This window comes from Streptomyces sp. NPDC005303 (assembly GCF_040607335.1).
GTDB lineage: Bacteria > Actinomycetota > Actinomycetes > Streptomycetales > Streptomycetaceae > Streptomyces.
Map to the genome: position 1 here is coordinate 11,381 of NZ_JBEXGM010000035.1, position 16,519 is coordinate 27,899.

The following is a 16,519-nucleotide window of genomic DNA, read 5'->3' on the forward strand; positions in this document are numbered from 1 at the left end:
TCACCACGAGGCCTCAAGCGTAGCAAATAAGTTACGCTCCCGCTAGCGCGGGACTGTCCCACAGCGGTGTTGTCAGCTCGGGGCTGACGAACGCGGCGCTTTGATCCGCAGTCGCCTGGCCGGGCGCTGACCGCTCCCTTTGCGGATTCAGAGGCGATTGGCATTCTTCTCGGTACGGCATTCGGGGCAACGACAGCGGCCATGCCGGTAGGCCGCCGCGGCACCGTGAGCGAGGCCGGGATCGCGTCCCGCGGTCAGCGCCAGATCCAGAACGCAACACCGAACTGGGGCATACGCGGCGTAGCTGCGGGCCCGGTGGACGGAGACTCCCAGATCGGCGCAGACGTCACTGATGTGCTCACCGCTGGCGACACACCCCAGCAGAGCGGCCCGGGCGGGCGGGAACAGCATGTCCACAGTCCCCGCGCACGACCTGGTGCGTGAGGACTGTGGTGCGGAGGTCAGCAGCACGTGGCAGCAGGCCAGTGAGGAGGATCGCGCCATGCGGCACTGATCCTGGAGGCTCCCGTCAGATAGGGGGCTGGTCTCCTACGCTCGTGCCAGCCCACCCTCACCGGTTGAGTTCAAACCAGACCACCTTGCCAGTGCTCAGCCGCGTCACGCCCCAGCGCCTGGCCAACCGGTTGACGACGTACAGGCCCCGCCCAGCCTCCTCCACAGCCCGAGCCCGGCGTAGGCGGGGCAGCTGCGGTACATCGTCGCCAACCTCACAGCGCAGCACGTCCGTGCGCAGCAAACGCATGGTGATCGGCCTGGTGGCGTACCGCACGGCATTGGTGACGAGCTCGCTGACCAGCAGCTCTACGGAGTCTGTGAGATCCTCCATACCCCAACGGGACAGGGCCTGCCGCGCAAGGTGTCGCGCCCGTCTCGGTGCCGCGTCCTCCGGCTCCAGGAACCAGTACGCCACATCGCTCGGCGCGATCCCGTCGAAGCGGGCCGCGAGCAGCGCGATGTCGTCGTCCCGGTCGCCAGGACCGAGCACGTCGAGCACCTCGTCGCACAGCGCCTCCAGCGGCGGCGGATGATCCGGCCGGGTCAGCTGCGCGGTGACGGCGAGTTTCTCCCGCAGCTGCTCTATCCCGGTCCACACGTCCCGCAGCCGCGACTCCACCAGCCCGTCGGTGTACAGCAGCAGGGTCGCCCCGGCCGGCGCGTCCAGCTCCACCGCCTCGAAGTCCACGCCACCGACACCGATCGGCGCGCCTGGCGGCACCCGCAGCACCTCGGCGCGGCCGCCCAGGTGCAACAGCATGGGCGGCGGATGACCGGCGTTGGCGATCGTGATGCGGTGCGAGACCGGGTCGTAGACGGCGTACAAGCAGGTCGCTATGTAGTCAGGGCCCAGGCGCTGGGCTTGCTCATCGAGGGCGTGCAGCACTTCCTGCGGGGGCAGGTCCAAGCCCGCGAGGGTTTGCGTGGTGGTGCGGAGTTGGCCCATGAGGGCTGCTGACGCCATGTCATGGCCCATGACGTCACCGACGACCAGCGCAATCCGGCTGCCCGGCAGCGGAATCGCGTCGTACCAGTCGCCGCCCACCCGGGCCGTATCTGCGGCAGGCAAATAGCGAGATGCCAAGCGCACGCCAGTACAGCGAGGGAGCGCCCTCGGAAGCATTCTGCGCTGCAGCTCGCCGGCGATGAGAGCCTGACGCCCGTCCAAGACTGTCTTGTCGATGCCCAGCGCGCTGTGCGTGGCGAGTTGCGCAGCCACCAACAGGTCGTCGTCGTCGAATGGGCGCCGGTCGGGGTTGCGCAGGAACAACGCGGCACCGATCACTCGGCGTCGGCCGCGCAGCGGCGCGAGGATCGCGCGCCTTCCTGGTACGACGCAATGCTCAAAGCCCTTTTCGAGCAGCTCGGTCAGGGCCACCCAGGCTTCGGGCGCGTCGGAGAAGACCGGACGCACCCCACGCAGCACCTCGGCGAGCGCGCTGCCGGGCAGCACCTCGCACAGTTCGGTGCCGAGGCCGTCCAGCTCGAAGAGGTTCTCCGGCACTGGCAAAATGCCGTCCTCCAGATCCCGTTCCTGCTGCGGAATCCGGTCTGTGCGGCTCAGCCGGAGCACCAGCGGGCCGGTGGGCCGCTCGTCGCCTACGGGCAGCGGGTCGCGCAGATAGACGAGGATCGCGTCCGAGAAGGTCGGCACCGTCGCCCGGCACAGACCCATCACGATCTCGTCCAGATCGATGCCCCGGGCAATGCGTCGAGTCGCGGCACCTATGTAGCGCAAACGATCAGCCGACAGGCGCGATGAATCGACGGCGAAAGCGGCATCATGGCTGGTCATCTGGTTGTCCCGGGTTGTCCCGGACAACGCTGAGGACTCTGGATGTGCCTGAGACAGGGACTGTTCGGGGACCACGTGCTGGGCCTGGGCCGGCACCCCTTTGAGGGTGACACTGGCAGGAACCAAAGACGGGGATGCCCGATATCCCATGTCGTGGGCAGCTTGTTGAACGGCGTCGTGCTCCTCATCAAGCACAGCACGCGCCTTCTGCAAGGCAAGATCAACGTCGTCGAGAGCCGCGTCATCATCAGAGATCGCTTGCAAACCGGGCTGAGCAACCTGCACGGCCGGCTCTTGCGCGAGGTCGCGATCGTCATATCCCGCCCACTCCCGCAGCTCAGAGAGTTCTGCCTCCAAGATATGCATGCGGCGCGCGGCATGGTCGGCCACCTGCTGGGCGGTGTCTCTCTCCTGCTCGGCACGTGCCAGCTGCTGACGCAGGTCGATCTGCTGGCGCTGCGCGCGGGACAGGCGCAACTCCAGCGCTGTGTGCGTCTCTGGGTTCTTCGGCGGCAGCACCTGCAGGGCGTCAACCCGTCGTTTGAGTTGCACCGTCTTGGCCTGAGCCTGGCCCAGCATGGCGAACAGGAGCGTGGCAATCTGAAGCGCCTGGGCTCGACTGCGTTCGCTGGCCTCGTAGGCCCCCCGGACGACCTGGAGCTCCTGATACACCTCAATGGTGCGGTCCTTGGCCGCCAGCAGGTCACGAGCGAGGGCCAGCTCTTGCATGCCCGGCGCGACCGGCGTCGGACTGGCACGGGCCCTTTCCCATAAGTCTCTCGCCACCTGCAGACGCTGCTCGGAGCGGTCGACCGGTTCTTCGGGAAAACAGACGTCCGCCACCGCTTCAACCAGGTCCCATGTCAGCGCTTCACCAGACAACAGATCACGCAGTCTGCGCAGTTCCGGAACTGCTCCGGCCGTGAAGTGATCCGGCGTAAGACGCTGGTGGAGCTGCCTCACCGATATCTCGGCATCGTCCAGCCAGGACCGCACCTGCTCAACCAACTGGTTGATCTCAGCACACGAACCTCTGGGTGGTGCCCATGGCCGGCCTGGTCGTTTCCCCTTGCCGCTCACGCACCCTCCGGCTCAGTTGTTCATCGGACAACCCCCTGTTGTCACGGGAGAACATTCAACCGGCTCACCAGCAGGTTTTACTCAGAAACGTCGCAATCCCTCCCCCGTGAAACCCCATCAAGGCGGTGCTACTCGTGAACCACGGCTCCACGGCGTTCCTGCTCCTCGTCCTGGCGGTCGCCATCCTGTTCGCCGCGGTTGCCGCAGTGATCGCCTTCGGCCTCGCCCGTTGGGAGGGAGCCGCTATCCCAGCGGCCCTCTCGCGCAGCGGTGTCGCCTTTGCTGCAGCCCTGACCTTGTGTCTTGCCATCCTCGCCTTCCTTGCCCGATAGCCGTCAACGGGCCCTGCCGGCTCCTTTGGGCGAGGGTGATGGTTGCGCTGTGCGCCCATCGGCCACCGGGCAGGGCGTGAGGCGCGCACCCCGAACCGACCGTGGTTCGAAGGACCCGCTGAGCAAGCGATTCCAGAGCACATGTCGCCGGCCGTGTCGGCCCGAAGCAGCAGTGGGCTCCGTACGCCGACCTACGGAAATCAGCCGGTGGCGTCCCAAGCCGAGGCAGACAAATCCGGCATACGCGAAACGGCTGAAAAGTGCAGCGTCAGTTCATGGGCGGACGGAAAGGGATGTCCCGGTCAATGCGAAGGGAGGGCGCGTGGCACGACGGGACATCGAGAAGATCATCGGTGAGCTCGGCGAGGTCCGCCGGATGCTCGCTGATCCCCATACCGGGATCACAGCGCTGCACCAGGTGCAGGAGAGCCGCCACAGCAAGGTCCTGGAACACGTCACCTACAGCACCACCGGCGTACGGGAGGAAAACCGCGAACTGCGCCGCCGGCAAGAACGGATGCTCAGCGACCTCGGCCAGGTCCGCGCATCTGTCGACGACCTGCGCCGCGAGATCGCCCAGGCCTGGGCCCACACCCTGGGCCTGCCACACATCCCCGGCACGGTGCAACCGGCCGAGGAAGCCATCCAGGCCCGGCAGGCCCCAGCCCTCGAGACCGGGGCCGGCATCGACGACGAGCGGAAGGACGACACCCCCGTGCCTGACCAGCACGCCCCGGACGCCGCCGACAACACGCCGCCCACCGGAGCCGGACACGTCTTCCACGATCTTGCTGAGCCGACGGACCAGGTCACGGCGAACGGGCAGGCCGCGGAGCGAGTACCAGGTGACCTCGCCAGTGTTTCGCACGCTCCCGCCGTTCACGATGAAGTGGGAGACAGTGCAGGTGTCTTGCCGTCCGCGCCTCCTGCTCGAGAAGACGGCACCGAACCCACCGCGCCCGGCCCCGACCCGGCCGCAGCGCCGTCCTCAATACCTGTCGAACCCGCCGGCACGGCGAGCAGCGAGCCCACGGTCATCGGTGAGCAGCAGGCCGAGTACCGGCGCGGGCTGTTGGCAGCGGCCGCCGTCTCCTCCGCCCGGCTGATATGCCACAAGGACACCTGGGCGTTCCTGGTGGAAAAGTCCCTGACGCATGCTCATTTCCGACTGCCGGACACAATCAGCGACACCGACGACGGACAGATCGACACCCACCTCTCCGGCCGCTCCCTGCTCGCCGTGCTGGTCACCACCCAGCGGATCCTTGAGCAGCCCGCCGACGACGACCTCGCCGGCTGGGCTTTGGCCCACGCGATCCACACCCGCACCCACCAGGCCGTCACCGCCGCCACCAGCACCGAGCGCTCCCACAACGGCGAGGTGACCACCATCGTCCTCGACGACCGCCCCCGACCGCCGACTGATTAACTCCCCGCTCCTTCTCCGCGCGCCTCACCGGTGGTCACCCCGGTGAGGCGCCCAGGCGGCTGAAGGCCCAGCGCAGCAGCTCCTGGTCGACGCGGGGGCGGCCGGTGCGGGCAAGTGCGGTGCGGGTGTGGGCGGTCAGTCTCGCCCAGGCGCGGAAGTTGCCGTGTGCGGCGCGGCTGTCGGCGAAGGTGATGTCGTCGGGGTCGGCGTCGGCCCAGACCGGGTGGAACAGCGGGATCGTCTCGAGGACCTCGCTGGGGGTGAGTCGGGTGACGTGCTGCCAGATGAAGATGCGGGAGGAGAGCATCGCCTCGCGGCGCAGTACGGTGTGGCAGCCCTCGCCGCCGACGAAGATGATGGCGAGCTGGGTGGAGGGTTCGTCCCACAGGTAGCGGAAGTACTCGAACGCCTCCCCGTTGAGCCACTGGGCCTCGTCCACGAGGAAGGTGCGGGGGTGTTCGGCCAGGGCGGTTTCAGCAGGCGGTCGAACTCGCTGGGGTGGCGTGGGGGCTGGCCGGGCAGATCGAGTGCGGTGAACAGTTCGTAGCGCACCGCGCGGGCGGTGGGCCGGGCCCGGAAGGTGATCCTGCGGACGTCCTCGTGCTCCAGCTCGCGCAGGCAGACATTGACCGCGAGGGTCTTGCCGAAGCCGGCGCCGCCGTGGAGGCACATCATGGCGCGGGCATCCACGGTGTCGGTGATGTTCTCCCGGGCGGTGAGCAGGGCGCGGGTGGTGACCACGGACGCATCCGGTAGGTCGACGTACTGGTAGGAGGGCGCGGTCACGAGGCGTCTCCGTCGTCGCGTGCGTCAGGAGCCGGCACCCGAGAGGGCGGACTGGCGGAGGCGGGCTCGGGCGGGGCCGGGGCGGGCCGGCCGGGTGTGGTCCGGGGGGTGAGGGAGGGCGGGGTGCGCCAGTCGGCCGGGGGTGCGGCGTGCGGGATGAGGTCCGGCAGGGCCAGCTTCGAGGCGTTGGTGTGCTCGACGGCAGCGAGTTCGTGCTCGGCCTGGGCGGAGGTGAGGGCTCCCAGCCTTTGGGCCGGTTTGGCGGTGGTGGCCGGGGCGAAGCGCTGCCGGCGCAGTGTCTCGGCGGCCTTGACCTCCGCGCGCAGGCGTCGGGCCCGCTGCGCGCGGGCCGCGCGCACCGCCGCCAGTTGTTCGGGGGTGGCCGCGTCCGCGAGGTGCGCGGGCCCGAGATACGCGCCGCGCGTGTCGCAGACGTCGATCTCGTGGTCGTGGTGCGGCATGTAGCGCACGGTGACGGTACGGCCGGCCTGGCCGGTCATCCAGGGCGCGATGTAGGTGCGCCCGCGCCACCGCACACCATGGCTGGACAGCTTCCGCGTCCGGCCGTCGTCCTCGAGGGGGAACGTCCACAGATCGGCGGCCGGAACATCCGTGACGGGGGTCGGGTCGGCCTGCCACGCCTCGAGCGGCGTACGGCCGGACAGTGCCCGGGGCCGGTGCTCGGTGTTCCACCAGACCGTCCAGGCCAGCACCTCGGCGGTGAAGTCCTCAAACGACAGGGCACCGGACGTCTCCGGCCTGGGCCCTGTGCCTTTGCGTCGCCGGCCGGTACGGAGCTGGGTGGGGGTGAGGGTGTAGCCGGGCAGGGCCGCGAACAGCATCCGGTCCACCGCGCGGTTGAGGTTTTCCACCGTGCCCTTGAGATGAGGGCTGTAGGCGGGCAGGTCCTTCACCGTCACGCCCATCGTGCCGAACGCCGCGGTGACGGTGGCCGACAGGAAGTCTTTTCCCCGGTCCACCCGCACCTGCTCCGGGGTCCCTCCCGCCGGCCCATACGGGTCTTCCCGCAGCACAGCGGCGCGCAGCGCGGCCAGCACCGAGGCACGGGACGGAGTACCGGGGGTGACGGCGGTGCCGGTGATGACTTTGGTGGCGGTGTCGACGAACCAGGTCACCCACGGGCGCACCAGGTCGCCGTCGGCATCCACCAGCAGCGGCGCCTGCACATGATCGGCCTCCCACACGTGATTGCGCCACGAGAGCGCCCGCTTGCTGAAGACGTCGTGCGCGCGGGCCGCGTCCGCTCCCGCGGCAAGACCGGCCCGCTCCCCCGCGGTGAGATCACGGCGCACCGCGCGCAGGAACGTCGACAGCGACGGCACCGGCTCCAGCAATGGCACCGCCGCCGGCGGCGCGCCCCCAGGAGGAGCCGCGGATCCAGGAGGTGTTGCCGGCCCGTCATGGCTGCTGTTCTCAGCCCGGGCCACCAACTGGCGGTGCACGGCGGAGGCGTTGCCGTGCCAGTACGCCAGCAGCACCCGGATCTCCCCCGTGATCTCGAACCGGCCACCGCCGCGCTCACCGGGGCGCAGCGCGGCCCGCGGCGAGCGGGAAGCCTCCGCCAGCCACCGCCACACCGTCCGCTCCGACACGCCCAGACACTCCCCGGCCAGGCGCACATGCTCCCGCGACAACCGCCGCTCGCCGCGCAGCGCCAGCAGCCGTCGCACCGCCGGCGCCCGCAACGCCCTCAACGACTCCTCGCCCAGCACGCCGGCTGGATCCCCCGGCGGCGCCAGCGGCTGCCCGTCCACCCCATGCCCCCTTCGTCCTCATCCGCGTGCGTGGGGCGCGTCTTTTTCCACCCCGGCCTCGTCACCTCGTCACCTCGTCACCTCGTCACCAGCAGGAACAGGCCCCGTCCACCAGCCCTCCGTGGAGCCGGAGTCACGGGTAGGGGCCCAGACGCGCGCAGGCCTCCTCAATGAGTTCCCGCTCCACCCGCCGCGCGGGGTCGCGCTCACGGGCCGCGTACACATGTGACGTGATCTTCGCCCAGGTACGGAAATTGCCGCGCGCCCGCTGCTCATCCACCCGCGCCATGTCCTCCGGGTCCGCCTGCGCCCACACCGGATGAAACAGGCTCAGCGTCTGTAGTAGTTGAGACGGCTCAAGCCGGCCGACCTGGTGCCAGGTCAGCACCCGCGAACGCAAAGCCGACGCCCGCGCCACCGCGCGTTCGCTTCCCGCCCCGCACAAAACCAGCGCCGCCGCACAGCCCGGCGCATCCCACAACTGCCGCAGATAATCCAGCAACGGCGGCGTCAGCCGCTGAGCGTCATCGACCACCAGCACCCCCGGCTGGGCCAGCGCCCCCGCCAGCGCCTGACCGGCCGGCCCAGCCCGATGCGTCAGCGCCCCCAACGGCAGCCCAAGCGCCTCACACAAGGAGGCCCGCAGCTGCGGCAGAGCGGGCGCCACCCCGGCCACCGCCCGCCACACCGGCACCCGGCCCGGCACAAGACGCACCGCCTGCTCCACCGCGACCGACTTGCCCAAGCCCGGATCCCCGAACACACAGCACATCCCACGGGCCGCGACCGTATGACCTACCGCCTCCACCACCCCGGCCACCTGCCGCGTCGACACCAGCCGCGCCCCCGGCACGTACAACCGAACCCCACCAGCCCGCCCCTCTGCCGCCACGGTACCCGGCCCGCTCTGCGCCGCAGACGTATCGCCGACCGGCTCCTCCACCAGCGGTCCGCCCGCCCCGTCGGTGAGCCCCAACTCCGCCAGCGCCCGGTCATAGGGACTCGGCTCCACCCCAGCACGGGCCCCTGCCGGACGCGCCACCTCCAGCACCCGGCCCGCCCCCAGATCCCGCTTGATCACCCGGTGCAACGTCGGAATCGACGGCACGCACCGCGCACCCCACCCCTCCAACACCCCCTGCTCCTGAGCCTGGAGCATCCTGCGCCGCAACTCCGCAACGTTCCCACCCGCCTGAGCGAGGACCTCCCACAAGGCGTCACTCAGCGAAAACCCGTCCTGCCGCGGCCGCGCCTCGACCTGACCCCGGCGCCCCTTCGCCAGCCACCGCCACACCGTCCGCTCCGACACCCCCGCCAACTCCGCCGCGATCCGCACATGCAGCGTCGACAGCACCCCCTGCCCCTCCACCGCAAGAAGCCGCCGCACCACCACACCCCGCGCCAACGACACACCCACCCCCGGCACACCACCACCAGCGACCGGACCCGCCCCAGCCTCACCCGCCGAAACCCCCTGCGTCATACCCGCCAGCCCACCCGACCCCGACAAGCACTCACACAGGAACCGCGAAACCCATGACAGCCACAACCCGACCTGCTAACCACCCCACAACAGCCACCTGGTCACCCCACGACAGCAACCAACACCCCGTCCAAGACCGCCACCAGGCCACCATCCCGCAATCCCACTGACGCCCACCCACTGCACCCCCACCGCCCACTCACATCAGGCCGTATCCGGTGAGGGCACGGGAGCGCGTGCGGTCAGGCAGCGAAGCCCACCACTCGTAGATACCTCGCAAGCCCGTACTGATCCCAGGTCGGGCAGGATGCCGTCGGCCGGGCCCCGTCCAGGCCCGCCTCGCACCCGCCGACCACAACCGGCACCGGCAACGCCAGACCACGCTGAACGCCCCGACACCGCCCCAGCACATCGCCCGACAACTCCCCTACCTACAAGCGCGCCAACCACCTAGCGCAAAAACCGCTGCCCCACCCAGCACAGTGCGCAGTACCAAACACCCAGCTCAGCCCACGCAACCACCAGCGCCGCACACCCGGCTTCGCGTAGACCGCCCCCACGAAACGAACACACCGCTCAATAAAGCTGAGCAACAGCAGGCCACAACCAAGATCATTAAGCAAGGCCGACAGCTACGCCACAGCATCCCGGAGGCCCTTCTCTCCGTCTTCCCCGTCACCACCAAGGACGGCGCCTACGAGATCGTCCAGGGTTTGGACATCAACGAGTTCTCCCGCGCCCGCATCGACGCCTCCGTCAAGGAGCTGGAGGAGGAGCGCGAGGCGGTCCGCGCCCTCGGCCTCATCTGACCTCCGGTCTCGTCCGACGTTCCGCCGGGATCCCCGGCCGCCGAAGCAGTGGCCGAGGTTTCCCGCGTTCGCGGGTCAGGGCGTGACGACCAGTTCCGCCAGATCCAGGAAGGCGTTGGTCGTCGCCACCCGCAGCTGGTCCACCTCCCAGCCGGGCGTGCGCAGCGCGCTGTCGAAGGGGACGTTCACGATCCGGTCCGGCCGAATGCCCAGTCGGGGGGTGAAGTTGTCGCGCGGTCGCGAAGGGTACGAGCCGTCGATCTGACCAGCCACCAGGATCGCCGTGTCGGCCAGTTCTCGACGTCCCTCTTCCCGCATTCCGTCGAGCAGACGCAGCGCCGCGTCGAGGAACCAATCGGTGGTGCCGCAGCACAGGATCAACTGATCCGTGTGGTCCAGCACCACGTCGGCTGACCGGTCCAGACGCTGGGGCGACCAGTCGGTCAGCACCAACGGGTAGTACGGCGCCGTGTGTTCCAGCACGCGCGCGTACTCCTGTGCGTGCAGGGGGTTCGGGCCGTAGCGGCCCGCGCGGTGGGCGACCACCTCAAGACCAGACGGGAGCTTCGTAGCGAGGGCGCTCACCGAGGCGTACGACGGGTCCGGTGGCAGGTCGGCGAGATCCCGCACGGTGGCCGGGTTGCGGTCGGTGAGTAACTCGTCAAGCGCCCCCTCCGAGGCAGCCCCATCGAGGGCCAGCACCGGTTCGCCGCGCACCGCGGCTAGCAGGGAGCCCAGCGCGACCGTAGTCGTGGCCCGCCCGCTGTAGTGGTAGGCGCCGACCAAGGTCAGCCGTCTGCTGTACGTCAGCGGGACGCGTAGCCGCTCCAGCCGGGCCTCGCCCTCCCGGCGGCCCGCGCCGAAACGGGGCAGCCGCAGCGAAGGTGGTTCCGGGGAAAGTGGTCCGGAGCGTCGGGGCGGGGTGAGGCGAACCCGGGCCGCCGCGCGCACACCGCCGTCGACGCCTGCGCCGCTCCGTGGGCCGCTCATCCGGTTCTGGGCAATGTACCGGGCCAGCAGGTCGGCGACCTCGCTCGCCGTCGGCCGCAGTCCGGGATCGTCGTCGAGACAGCGCAGCACCAGCTTCCGCAGCGGCTCCCAGGTGGTGCCTTGCCACAGGTGCATGCCCTCGGCAAGGCCCGCCAGGCGCAACCCCGCCTTGGTGCTGACGAGCTGGAGCAGCCCGCCCAGCGAACGGACGTTGTCCGCGGCCGTCGGGACCGGTCCGGGGCCCAGGTGACGTCCGTCGACGACACAGTCCGAGAGGCCGCCGAGGATGACGGTGCGGCGCAGCACGTACACGTCGTCGGCGTTGAGGTCCGCGAGGATCAGTCCCGATGCGTGGCACAGGGCGAGCGCGCTGGCCAGATGGTAAGCGACGAGGAGCCCGCGGAGCGTGTCGAAGGGCGCGGCCCCGGTCGGGATCGCCTCGTTGACGAAGTCGACGAGCTGTGGAGGTCGTGCGCGCGGTGCCTCGGTGCCCGCGATCGGCGCCATCGCCAGCCAGGGCGGCGAGTCGTCGAACCCGGTGGCGAGCAGCGCGGGCACGTACGGTCCCTGGAGCCGGGCCAGCGCCTCTGCCTCCACTTCCAGCAACCGGACGTTGGCTGCGGGCAGATCCGGCCGCGGCACCCGCAGCACGGCCTCCGCGCCGTCCGCGGTGACCCCGCGGTAGACCACCGTACGGCGGCCTCGGCGACGCCCGAGCAGAGCGTACGGACCGAGCCGGACGGGGTCCTGGGCGGTCAGCGGCACCCAGTCGTCCGCGGTCCCGGCGTCCACCGGCTCCGGCCGGGGCCCGGGCAGCGGGGAGACGCGGTCGAAGGACACCCCGAACCGGGTGAGCAGCCGTCGCTCGATGCTAGTGAATGGCTGGTGCGAGGCGGGCAGTTGTGCGGAGCCGTCCGGATGGGCCAGCCAGGCGGGGAAGTCGGGGGAGTTCCCGGCGAGTTCCTCAAGGCGGTGTCCGATCAGTCGCCCGGTGCGCAGGAGTTCGGCCTGCGGCACCGCGTCCAAGAGCACTGCCTTGGCCTCCTCCGAGAAGTCGAACACCCGGTGCTTGGCCGGCAGCGGGCCCGGTACGGGTGCCGGATGCGGCCGTACCAGACCGCCGAGGAAGACCTCTGCCAGATGCGAGGGCCGTGCCGCCAGCACCTCGCCCTGCACGAGCCGCATCACCGGCACCGAGAGCGGGGACACGGCAGCGAGATGGGCGGCGAGCCGGTAGGCCTCGGGAGTGGCCGCGTCGCGGAAGTGCTGAGTGCTGTCCGGATCGATTGAGGCGGCGACGGCGCCAGCCCGGCCGGGGCGGGTGAGCAGCGGCAGCTCCGCGGAGGTACCGGGCGAGGCGAGCAGGTGCGCCCAGGTGCGCAGTGACGCGGCCGTCGGCTCCAGTACCGCCACGGGTACGCCGTCGAACTCGCCCAGCCCCGCCGGGAGTACGGGGTCGGAAATCTCCCAGGAGGTGTTGGCGCCGCCGATTCGCCGGGTGGTGACCTGCCAGTGCTGGGCGGCGATGCCCGACGCCTCCCACATCTCCGGCGGCAGGGTGTGCAGCACCGCGACCGGTCCGTGCGCCGCCCGTTCGGTCAGCAGCTCGTGCATCACGCCCGCCCGCCAGGCGGGGCCCATGCCGTCGCTGACGACAAGGATGAGTGTGCGGCCGGAGGAGTCGTTGACGGTGCTGAGCGGCAGCTCGGGGCTGTCGGGCCGGAACGGTCCCGCGTGCAGCCGTGGCCGGCGTCCCGCGCGGGTGTCGAGGCCGAGCACCCTGGTCGTGACGAAGGCGCCCAACCGCTCCAGCAGGACCCGCAGTTCGGCCCCGAGCCGGTGCCACAGCAGCATGGACAGACCGTCGTCGACGAGCAGCACTAGATGCAGCCAGCGCTCCCGTGCCGGGCGCAGCACCATGTCGGGCAGCCCGGCCTCGGCGAACCGGGCGGCGGTGCGCTCCTCGTCGATCTCCAGACGGTGCCGGCTGTCCAGACGGCGCCGGAGAGGCCGCAACGCCCGACTGACGGCAAGTTCGTCGGCGAGGGCCTTGCTCTCGGGCACCCTGACGGACATGGCCCGGCGGGGTGCCGCGCCGGGCCACCCGGAGACCGGCTGCGGCGCCGGAGTCTGGCGGGCCGCCGCGTACAAGGTCGGCGGGATGAGGTCGGGCAGCCCCGGGTCGTCGGGATCGGGCGGCGGTGGCTCGGGAGCAGCCGGGTCCGGCGGGACGGCTGACGGCGGGGCGGGGTGCGGCCGCTCAGCGGACGGTTCCAGGTGCAGCGGCGCGTCCTCACCCACGGGCAGCCGGCGCGCCAGCCACAACACGTCGAGGACCTCATCGGCGTCCAGGTCGTGCCCGCAGGCGGCGAGCACCCGAAGCATCTCGCCGAACCGCTCGCGGCCCCCGCCCGCCATTGTTACATCGCCCCGGTGAGCCGGTGCAGTACGGCGTCGAGCAGCCCCTCCGCGTTCAGGTCGACCCCGCCAGTGCGCAGGAACACCGCGTTGAGCAGCTGGTCGGTGGCGAGTTCGCCCGGGGCGCGGTGGCGCAGGAATGCCTCGATCAGATCGTCGGCCGCCCGCAGCGCGTCCACGCCCAGGTGCGCCTCGACGATGGCCCGCAGCCGCCGCTCGTCCGGAACCGGCAGCTGGAGCCGGATGCACCGGCGCAGGAATGCGGGCGGGAAGTCCCGCTCGCCGTTGCTGGTGATGACGACGACGGGGAACTCCGCGCACTGCACGAGCCCTTGATGCACTCGAACCGTGCCCCCGTGGTCGTAGGTCTGCACCTCGACGTCGGCCATGTCCTCCGGGAGCCGGGTCAACTCCGGAATGTCGAAGACGCCTTCCTCGAAGACTGTGAGCAGGTCGTTGGGGAGATCGACGTCACCCTTGTCCATCTCGTCCACGAGAAGACAGCGCGGGGTGGCCGACGGGACCAGGGCGGTACCGAGCGGGCCGAGCCGGACGAACGAGCCGATGGACGGCTCGCGTTCACCGCTATCCCGGCTGAGTGTCGTCTCGCGCAGCCGGCCGATCGCATCGTACTGGTAGAGCGCGTCCTTGACGGTGGAGCGGCTGTTGACCGACCAGCGCAGCAGTTCGCCCAAGCGCAGCTCGTGCGCGACCGCCCGGGCCAGCGACGACTTGCCGGTGCCGGCCGGCCCGGTGACCAGCAGGGGACGGCGCAAATGCAGTGCGGCGTTGACGACGTCCGCGTGCTGCCGCTCAATGAGGTACGGCAGTTCGGAACGCATCGTCCGCACCGGGGTGAAGCGGCGCCACGGTGGGGCAGACGGGAGGGCCACGGCCCTCGGGACGCCGTCACCGCGGAAGAGACGCCAGTCCGCCTCGGGAGCCGAAGTCATGCGCCCTCCTGTGGTTCGGTCAGCTGTAGTCGGGGCGTGGTCCGGTCGGCGTCGGCCCAGGCCAGCACAGGCCGGCCGGGGAACTCGGGCGGACTGGCCAGTGAGCCCGCACGGTATCCGCGTATTCCCTCGGGCAGTTCACGGGTGGCGACGTCCGCCATGTGCTTGACGGCGTGGGACCTTCCGTCTGGTCCGCGGTCCCACACCACCACCGGAATGCCCAGGACGAGGCAAGTCTGCACGATGCTGTCCCGCGGCGAACCGGGCGGTACGTCCACGGAGACGCGTACGGTGTCGAGTTGGTTGACAAGCTTCGGGTAGAGCGTGTCCGGGTCCATGGACTCGTCGACGACGAAAGTCTTCCCCGAGTCGAGCCGGCTCCACCTGGTGCGCCAGTGGGGCAGGAACCGCCCGTGCCGGCGCAGGAGTTCGGGGCAGTGCACGACGAGAGGGAACTCCACGCCGAGCACGCCGGGCACGAGTTCGCCCGGAACCCGTGCCTCCCATTCATCGACGGGCAGGTTCAGGCTCTTTCGGTCCACGAGCACCTCGACGAGGGGCGGCCGAGCGTCCACGGCGTCGGGCGTCAGCGAGGTGACCACCCGCAGGACCTCCCGGGCCGCCTCGGAGGCCGAGTAGGACCCCACGCTCTTGACCGACACCCGCCGGGGCCCGGAGCCTTCGTCGCACCAGATGCCCAGCCGGTGCCGGTCGCGCTCCGCCCGGGTCACCTCTACCAGGACCCGCGCGCGCCGGGACCCGTCCCGTACCGAGCGGGCCCACACCTGTGCGTCCCAGCGCCGCTCAGCCAGCGCAGCCCGCGGGACGCCGAGCCGCGCCACGACTCTGTTCGCCCACAGGCGCAGTTCCGACTGACGCGGCTCCACGCAGAGCGCGGCGACGTACTCCATAACCCGCAGCAGCGCCGGGACCCTGGCCTCCCCGTCGGCGGAGCGACCGTCACCCGGCAGTGCCTCCAACTGGTCGAGCAGCGCGTCCAGATCTGTGCCGTCCGGGAAAACGGCGAGGTGCGGCAGCGCGGCCCGCACTGTCTCGGGCAGCCGGGCGAGCACACCGGGGTCCAGGATCTGAAGCCGGTCGCGGAGTTCGAGGTACTCCTGCGGGGTCAGCAGCCGGGCGGCGCGGACCAGACCGGCGACGGCTAGGACGCGCCGGGAGGCCCCGCCGGGCTCGCGGCGCAGCACCGCCGTGAGGGCGGCAATGGCACGCGGGTGCGAGAGCAGGAACATAGCGAACTCCTCGGGCGTGGGTGGAGTGACGTCGCTGCTGTAGCCGACACCGCACGCCCGGGCCAGCCGGCGACCGAAGTCGACGCGCCCGTTCCCCGAGGGCAGGAGGTCCGCGACAAGGTCCGCGAGCACCCCGAATGCGGGGTCTTCGGGATCGACGGGCTCGGGCGACAGGGCGTCCAGGACGCCCAGCGGCCGCAGTTCCGCCTCGACGCGCTGCCAGGGGATGGCCCAGCCGCGCCGGTTCATCTGCTGGGGGTGGTATGGGAGCGGGGCACCGGAGTCGGGGTCTTGGCCGGGCAGCAGGAAGGCGGCGGCCACCAGTCCGACCACGGCCCGGTGGTGCGGGGACCACAAGGGGCTGCCGCTGTAACCGGGGCCCACCGCCATACCGGTCGGCGCTCCGTCGATGTAGCCGATGGGGCCGGCGAGCAGGGTGACGGTGAGGTCGGCGAAGGTCGCCTCCTTCCCGCTCCCGTGCCATGCCTGCACCTTTTGTTGCTGCGACATCGTGGTCCTGCGCGGCGGTGCTGGCAGTTCACCGGTTGCCGCCTGGAGCCGCAGCACCGCTAGGTCGCCGAGCCAGGTCGTGTCTCCCTCCAGTACTCTCCCGCCATATTCGGAACGCGGTGGGATCCAGTGCTCGACGTGCGCGAAGTACTGACGGGAGCCGAGCTTCCCGTGCAGTTGGACGAGAAGGGGCCGCCGCTCCGGATCACGGGGGTCGAGCAGGGGCCGGCCCAGCGCGTCGTTGACGACGTGGGCGCAAGTGAGCACGGTGTCCAGGCCCACGACCAGGCCCGCTCCTGCGGTCAGGCCGTCGTTCGTCCGCCGTACGGTGACCACATGGTGGGAGGGGTCGTCGTCGGGGACCGTCTCGGCTAGGAGGAACCAGCCCATTGG

10 protein-coding genes are annotated in these 16,519 nt (G+C 70.6%); 3 read left to right on the forward strand and 7 right to left on the reverse strand.

The genetic code is table 11. The features are described 5' to 3' along the window. Positions 1-571 precede the first annotated feature (571 nt). Complete coding sequence (locus tag ABZT93_RS33690; RefSeq protein WP_356111850.1) at positions 572-3,319, reverse strand: SpoIIE family protein phosphatase; 2,748 nt, start codon at positions 3,317-3,319, stop codon at positions 572-574. A gap of 206 nt (positions 3,320-3,525) precedes the next feature. Here ABZT93_RS33690 and ABZT93_RS33695 point away from each other — a divergent pair, with 206 nt between their 5' ends. Next, positions 3,526-3,723 carry a hypothetical protein gene (locus ABZT93_RS33695; protein ID WP_356111852.1) on the forward strand — a complete coding sequence of 66 codons (198 nt, stop codon included), beginning with the start codon at positions 3,526-3,528 and terminating at the stop codon, positions 3,721-3,723. A gap of 322 nt (positions 3,724-4,045) precedes the next feature. After that, on the forward strand, positions 4,046-5,152 hold the full coding sequence (locus tag ABZT93_RS33700; RefSeq protein ID WP_356111854.1) for a hypothetical protein: 1,107 nt from the start codon (positions 4,046-4,048) through the stop codon (positions 5,150-5,152). A 34-nt stretch (positions 5,153-5,186) separates the two neighbouring features. Here the strand turns inward: ABZT93_RS33700 and ABZT93_RS33705 are convergent, their stop codons facing one another. From ABZT93_RS33705 to ABZT93_RS33715, 3 genes are all read right to left on the reverse strand, one after another. Beyond that, positions 5,187-5,591: an ATP-binding protein gene (locus ABZT93_RS33705; RefSeq protein WP_356111856.1), complete on the reverse strand. Its 405-nt coding sequence runs from the start codon at positions 5,589-5,591 to the stop codon at positions 5,187-5,189. A 343-nt stretch (positions 5,592-5,934) separates the two neighbouring features. Continuing rightward, complete coding sequence (locus ABZT93_RS33710) at positions 5,935-7,713, reverse strand: transposase (RefSeq protein WP_356111858.1); 1,779 nt, start codon at positions 7,711-7,713, stop codon at positions 5,935-5,937. 133 nt (positions 7,714-7,846) lie between these two features. Beyond that, the gene (locus ABZT93_RS33715; protein WP_356111860.1) at positions 7,847-9,067 is read right to left on the reverse strand and encodes an AAA family ATPase; all 1,221 of its coding nucleotides are present in this window, start codon (positions 9,065-9,067) and stop codon (positions 7,847-7,849) included. A 611-nt stretch (positions 9,068-9,678) separates the two neighbouring features. Between ABZT93_RS33715 and ABZT93_RS33720 the strand changes: the two genes are divergently transcribed. Then, positions 9,679-10,005, forward strand: coding sequence for a hypothetical protein (locus ABZT93_RS33720; protein WP_356111862.1), 327 nt, complete (start codon positions 9,679-9,681; stop codon positions 10,003-10,005). A gap of 75 nt (positions 10,006-10,080) precedes the next feature. Here ABZT93_RS33720 and ABZT93_RS33725 read toward each other — a convergent pair whose 3' ends face one another. Genes ABZT93_RS33725 through ABZT93_RS33735 form a run of 3 tightly spaced genes read right to left on the reverse strand, consistent with a single transcriptional unit; the run spans position 10,081 to position 16,516 of the window. Then, positions 10,081-13,413, reverse strand: a complete 3,333-nt coding sequence (locus ABZT93_RS33725; RefSeq protein ID WP_356111864.1) for an SAV_2336 N-terminal domain-related protein — start codon at positions 13,411-13,413, stop codon at positions 10,081-10,083. Between the two features lie 2 nt (positions 13,414-13,415). Further along, on the reverse strand, positions 13,416-14,366 hold the full coding sequence (locus tag ABZT93_RS33730; protein ID WP_356111866.1) for a MoxR family ATPase: 951 nt from the start codon (positions 14,364-14,366) through the stop codon (positions 13,416-13,418). Next, positions 14,363-16,516: a trypsin-like peptidase domain-containing protein gene (locus ABZT93_RS33735; RefSeq protein WP_356111868.1), complete on the reverse strand. Its 2,154-nt coding sequence runs from the start codon at positions 16,514-16,516 to the stop codon at positions 14,363-14,365. The genes ABZT93_RS33730 and ABZT93_RS33735 overlap by 4 nt, the downstream gene beginning before the upstream one ends. Positions 16,517-16,519: the final 3 nt, after the last annotated feature.

What these genes read in the sequence shown, in the direction of transcription:
- ABZT93_RS33725 (WP_356111864.1), bottom strand. Translation starts at nt 13,413, where the DNA reads ATGGCGGGCGGGGGCCGCGAGCGGTTCGGCGAGATGCTTCGGGTGCTC.
- ABZT93_RS33735 (WP_356111868.1), bottom strand. Translation starts at nt 16,516, where the DNA reads ATGGGCTGGTTCCTCCTAGCCGAGACGGTCCCCGACGACGACCCCTCC.
- ABZT93_RS33730 (WP_356111866.1), bottom strand. Translation starts at nt 14,366, where the DNA reads ATGACTTCGGCTCCCGAGGCGGACTGGCGTCTCTTCCGCGGTGACGGC.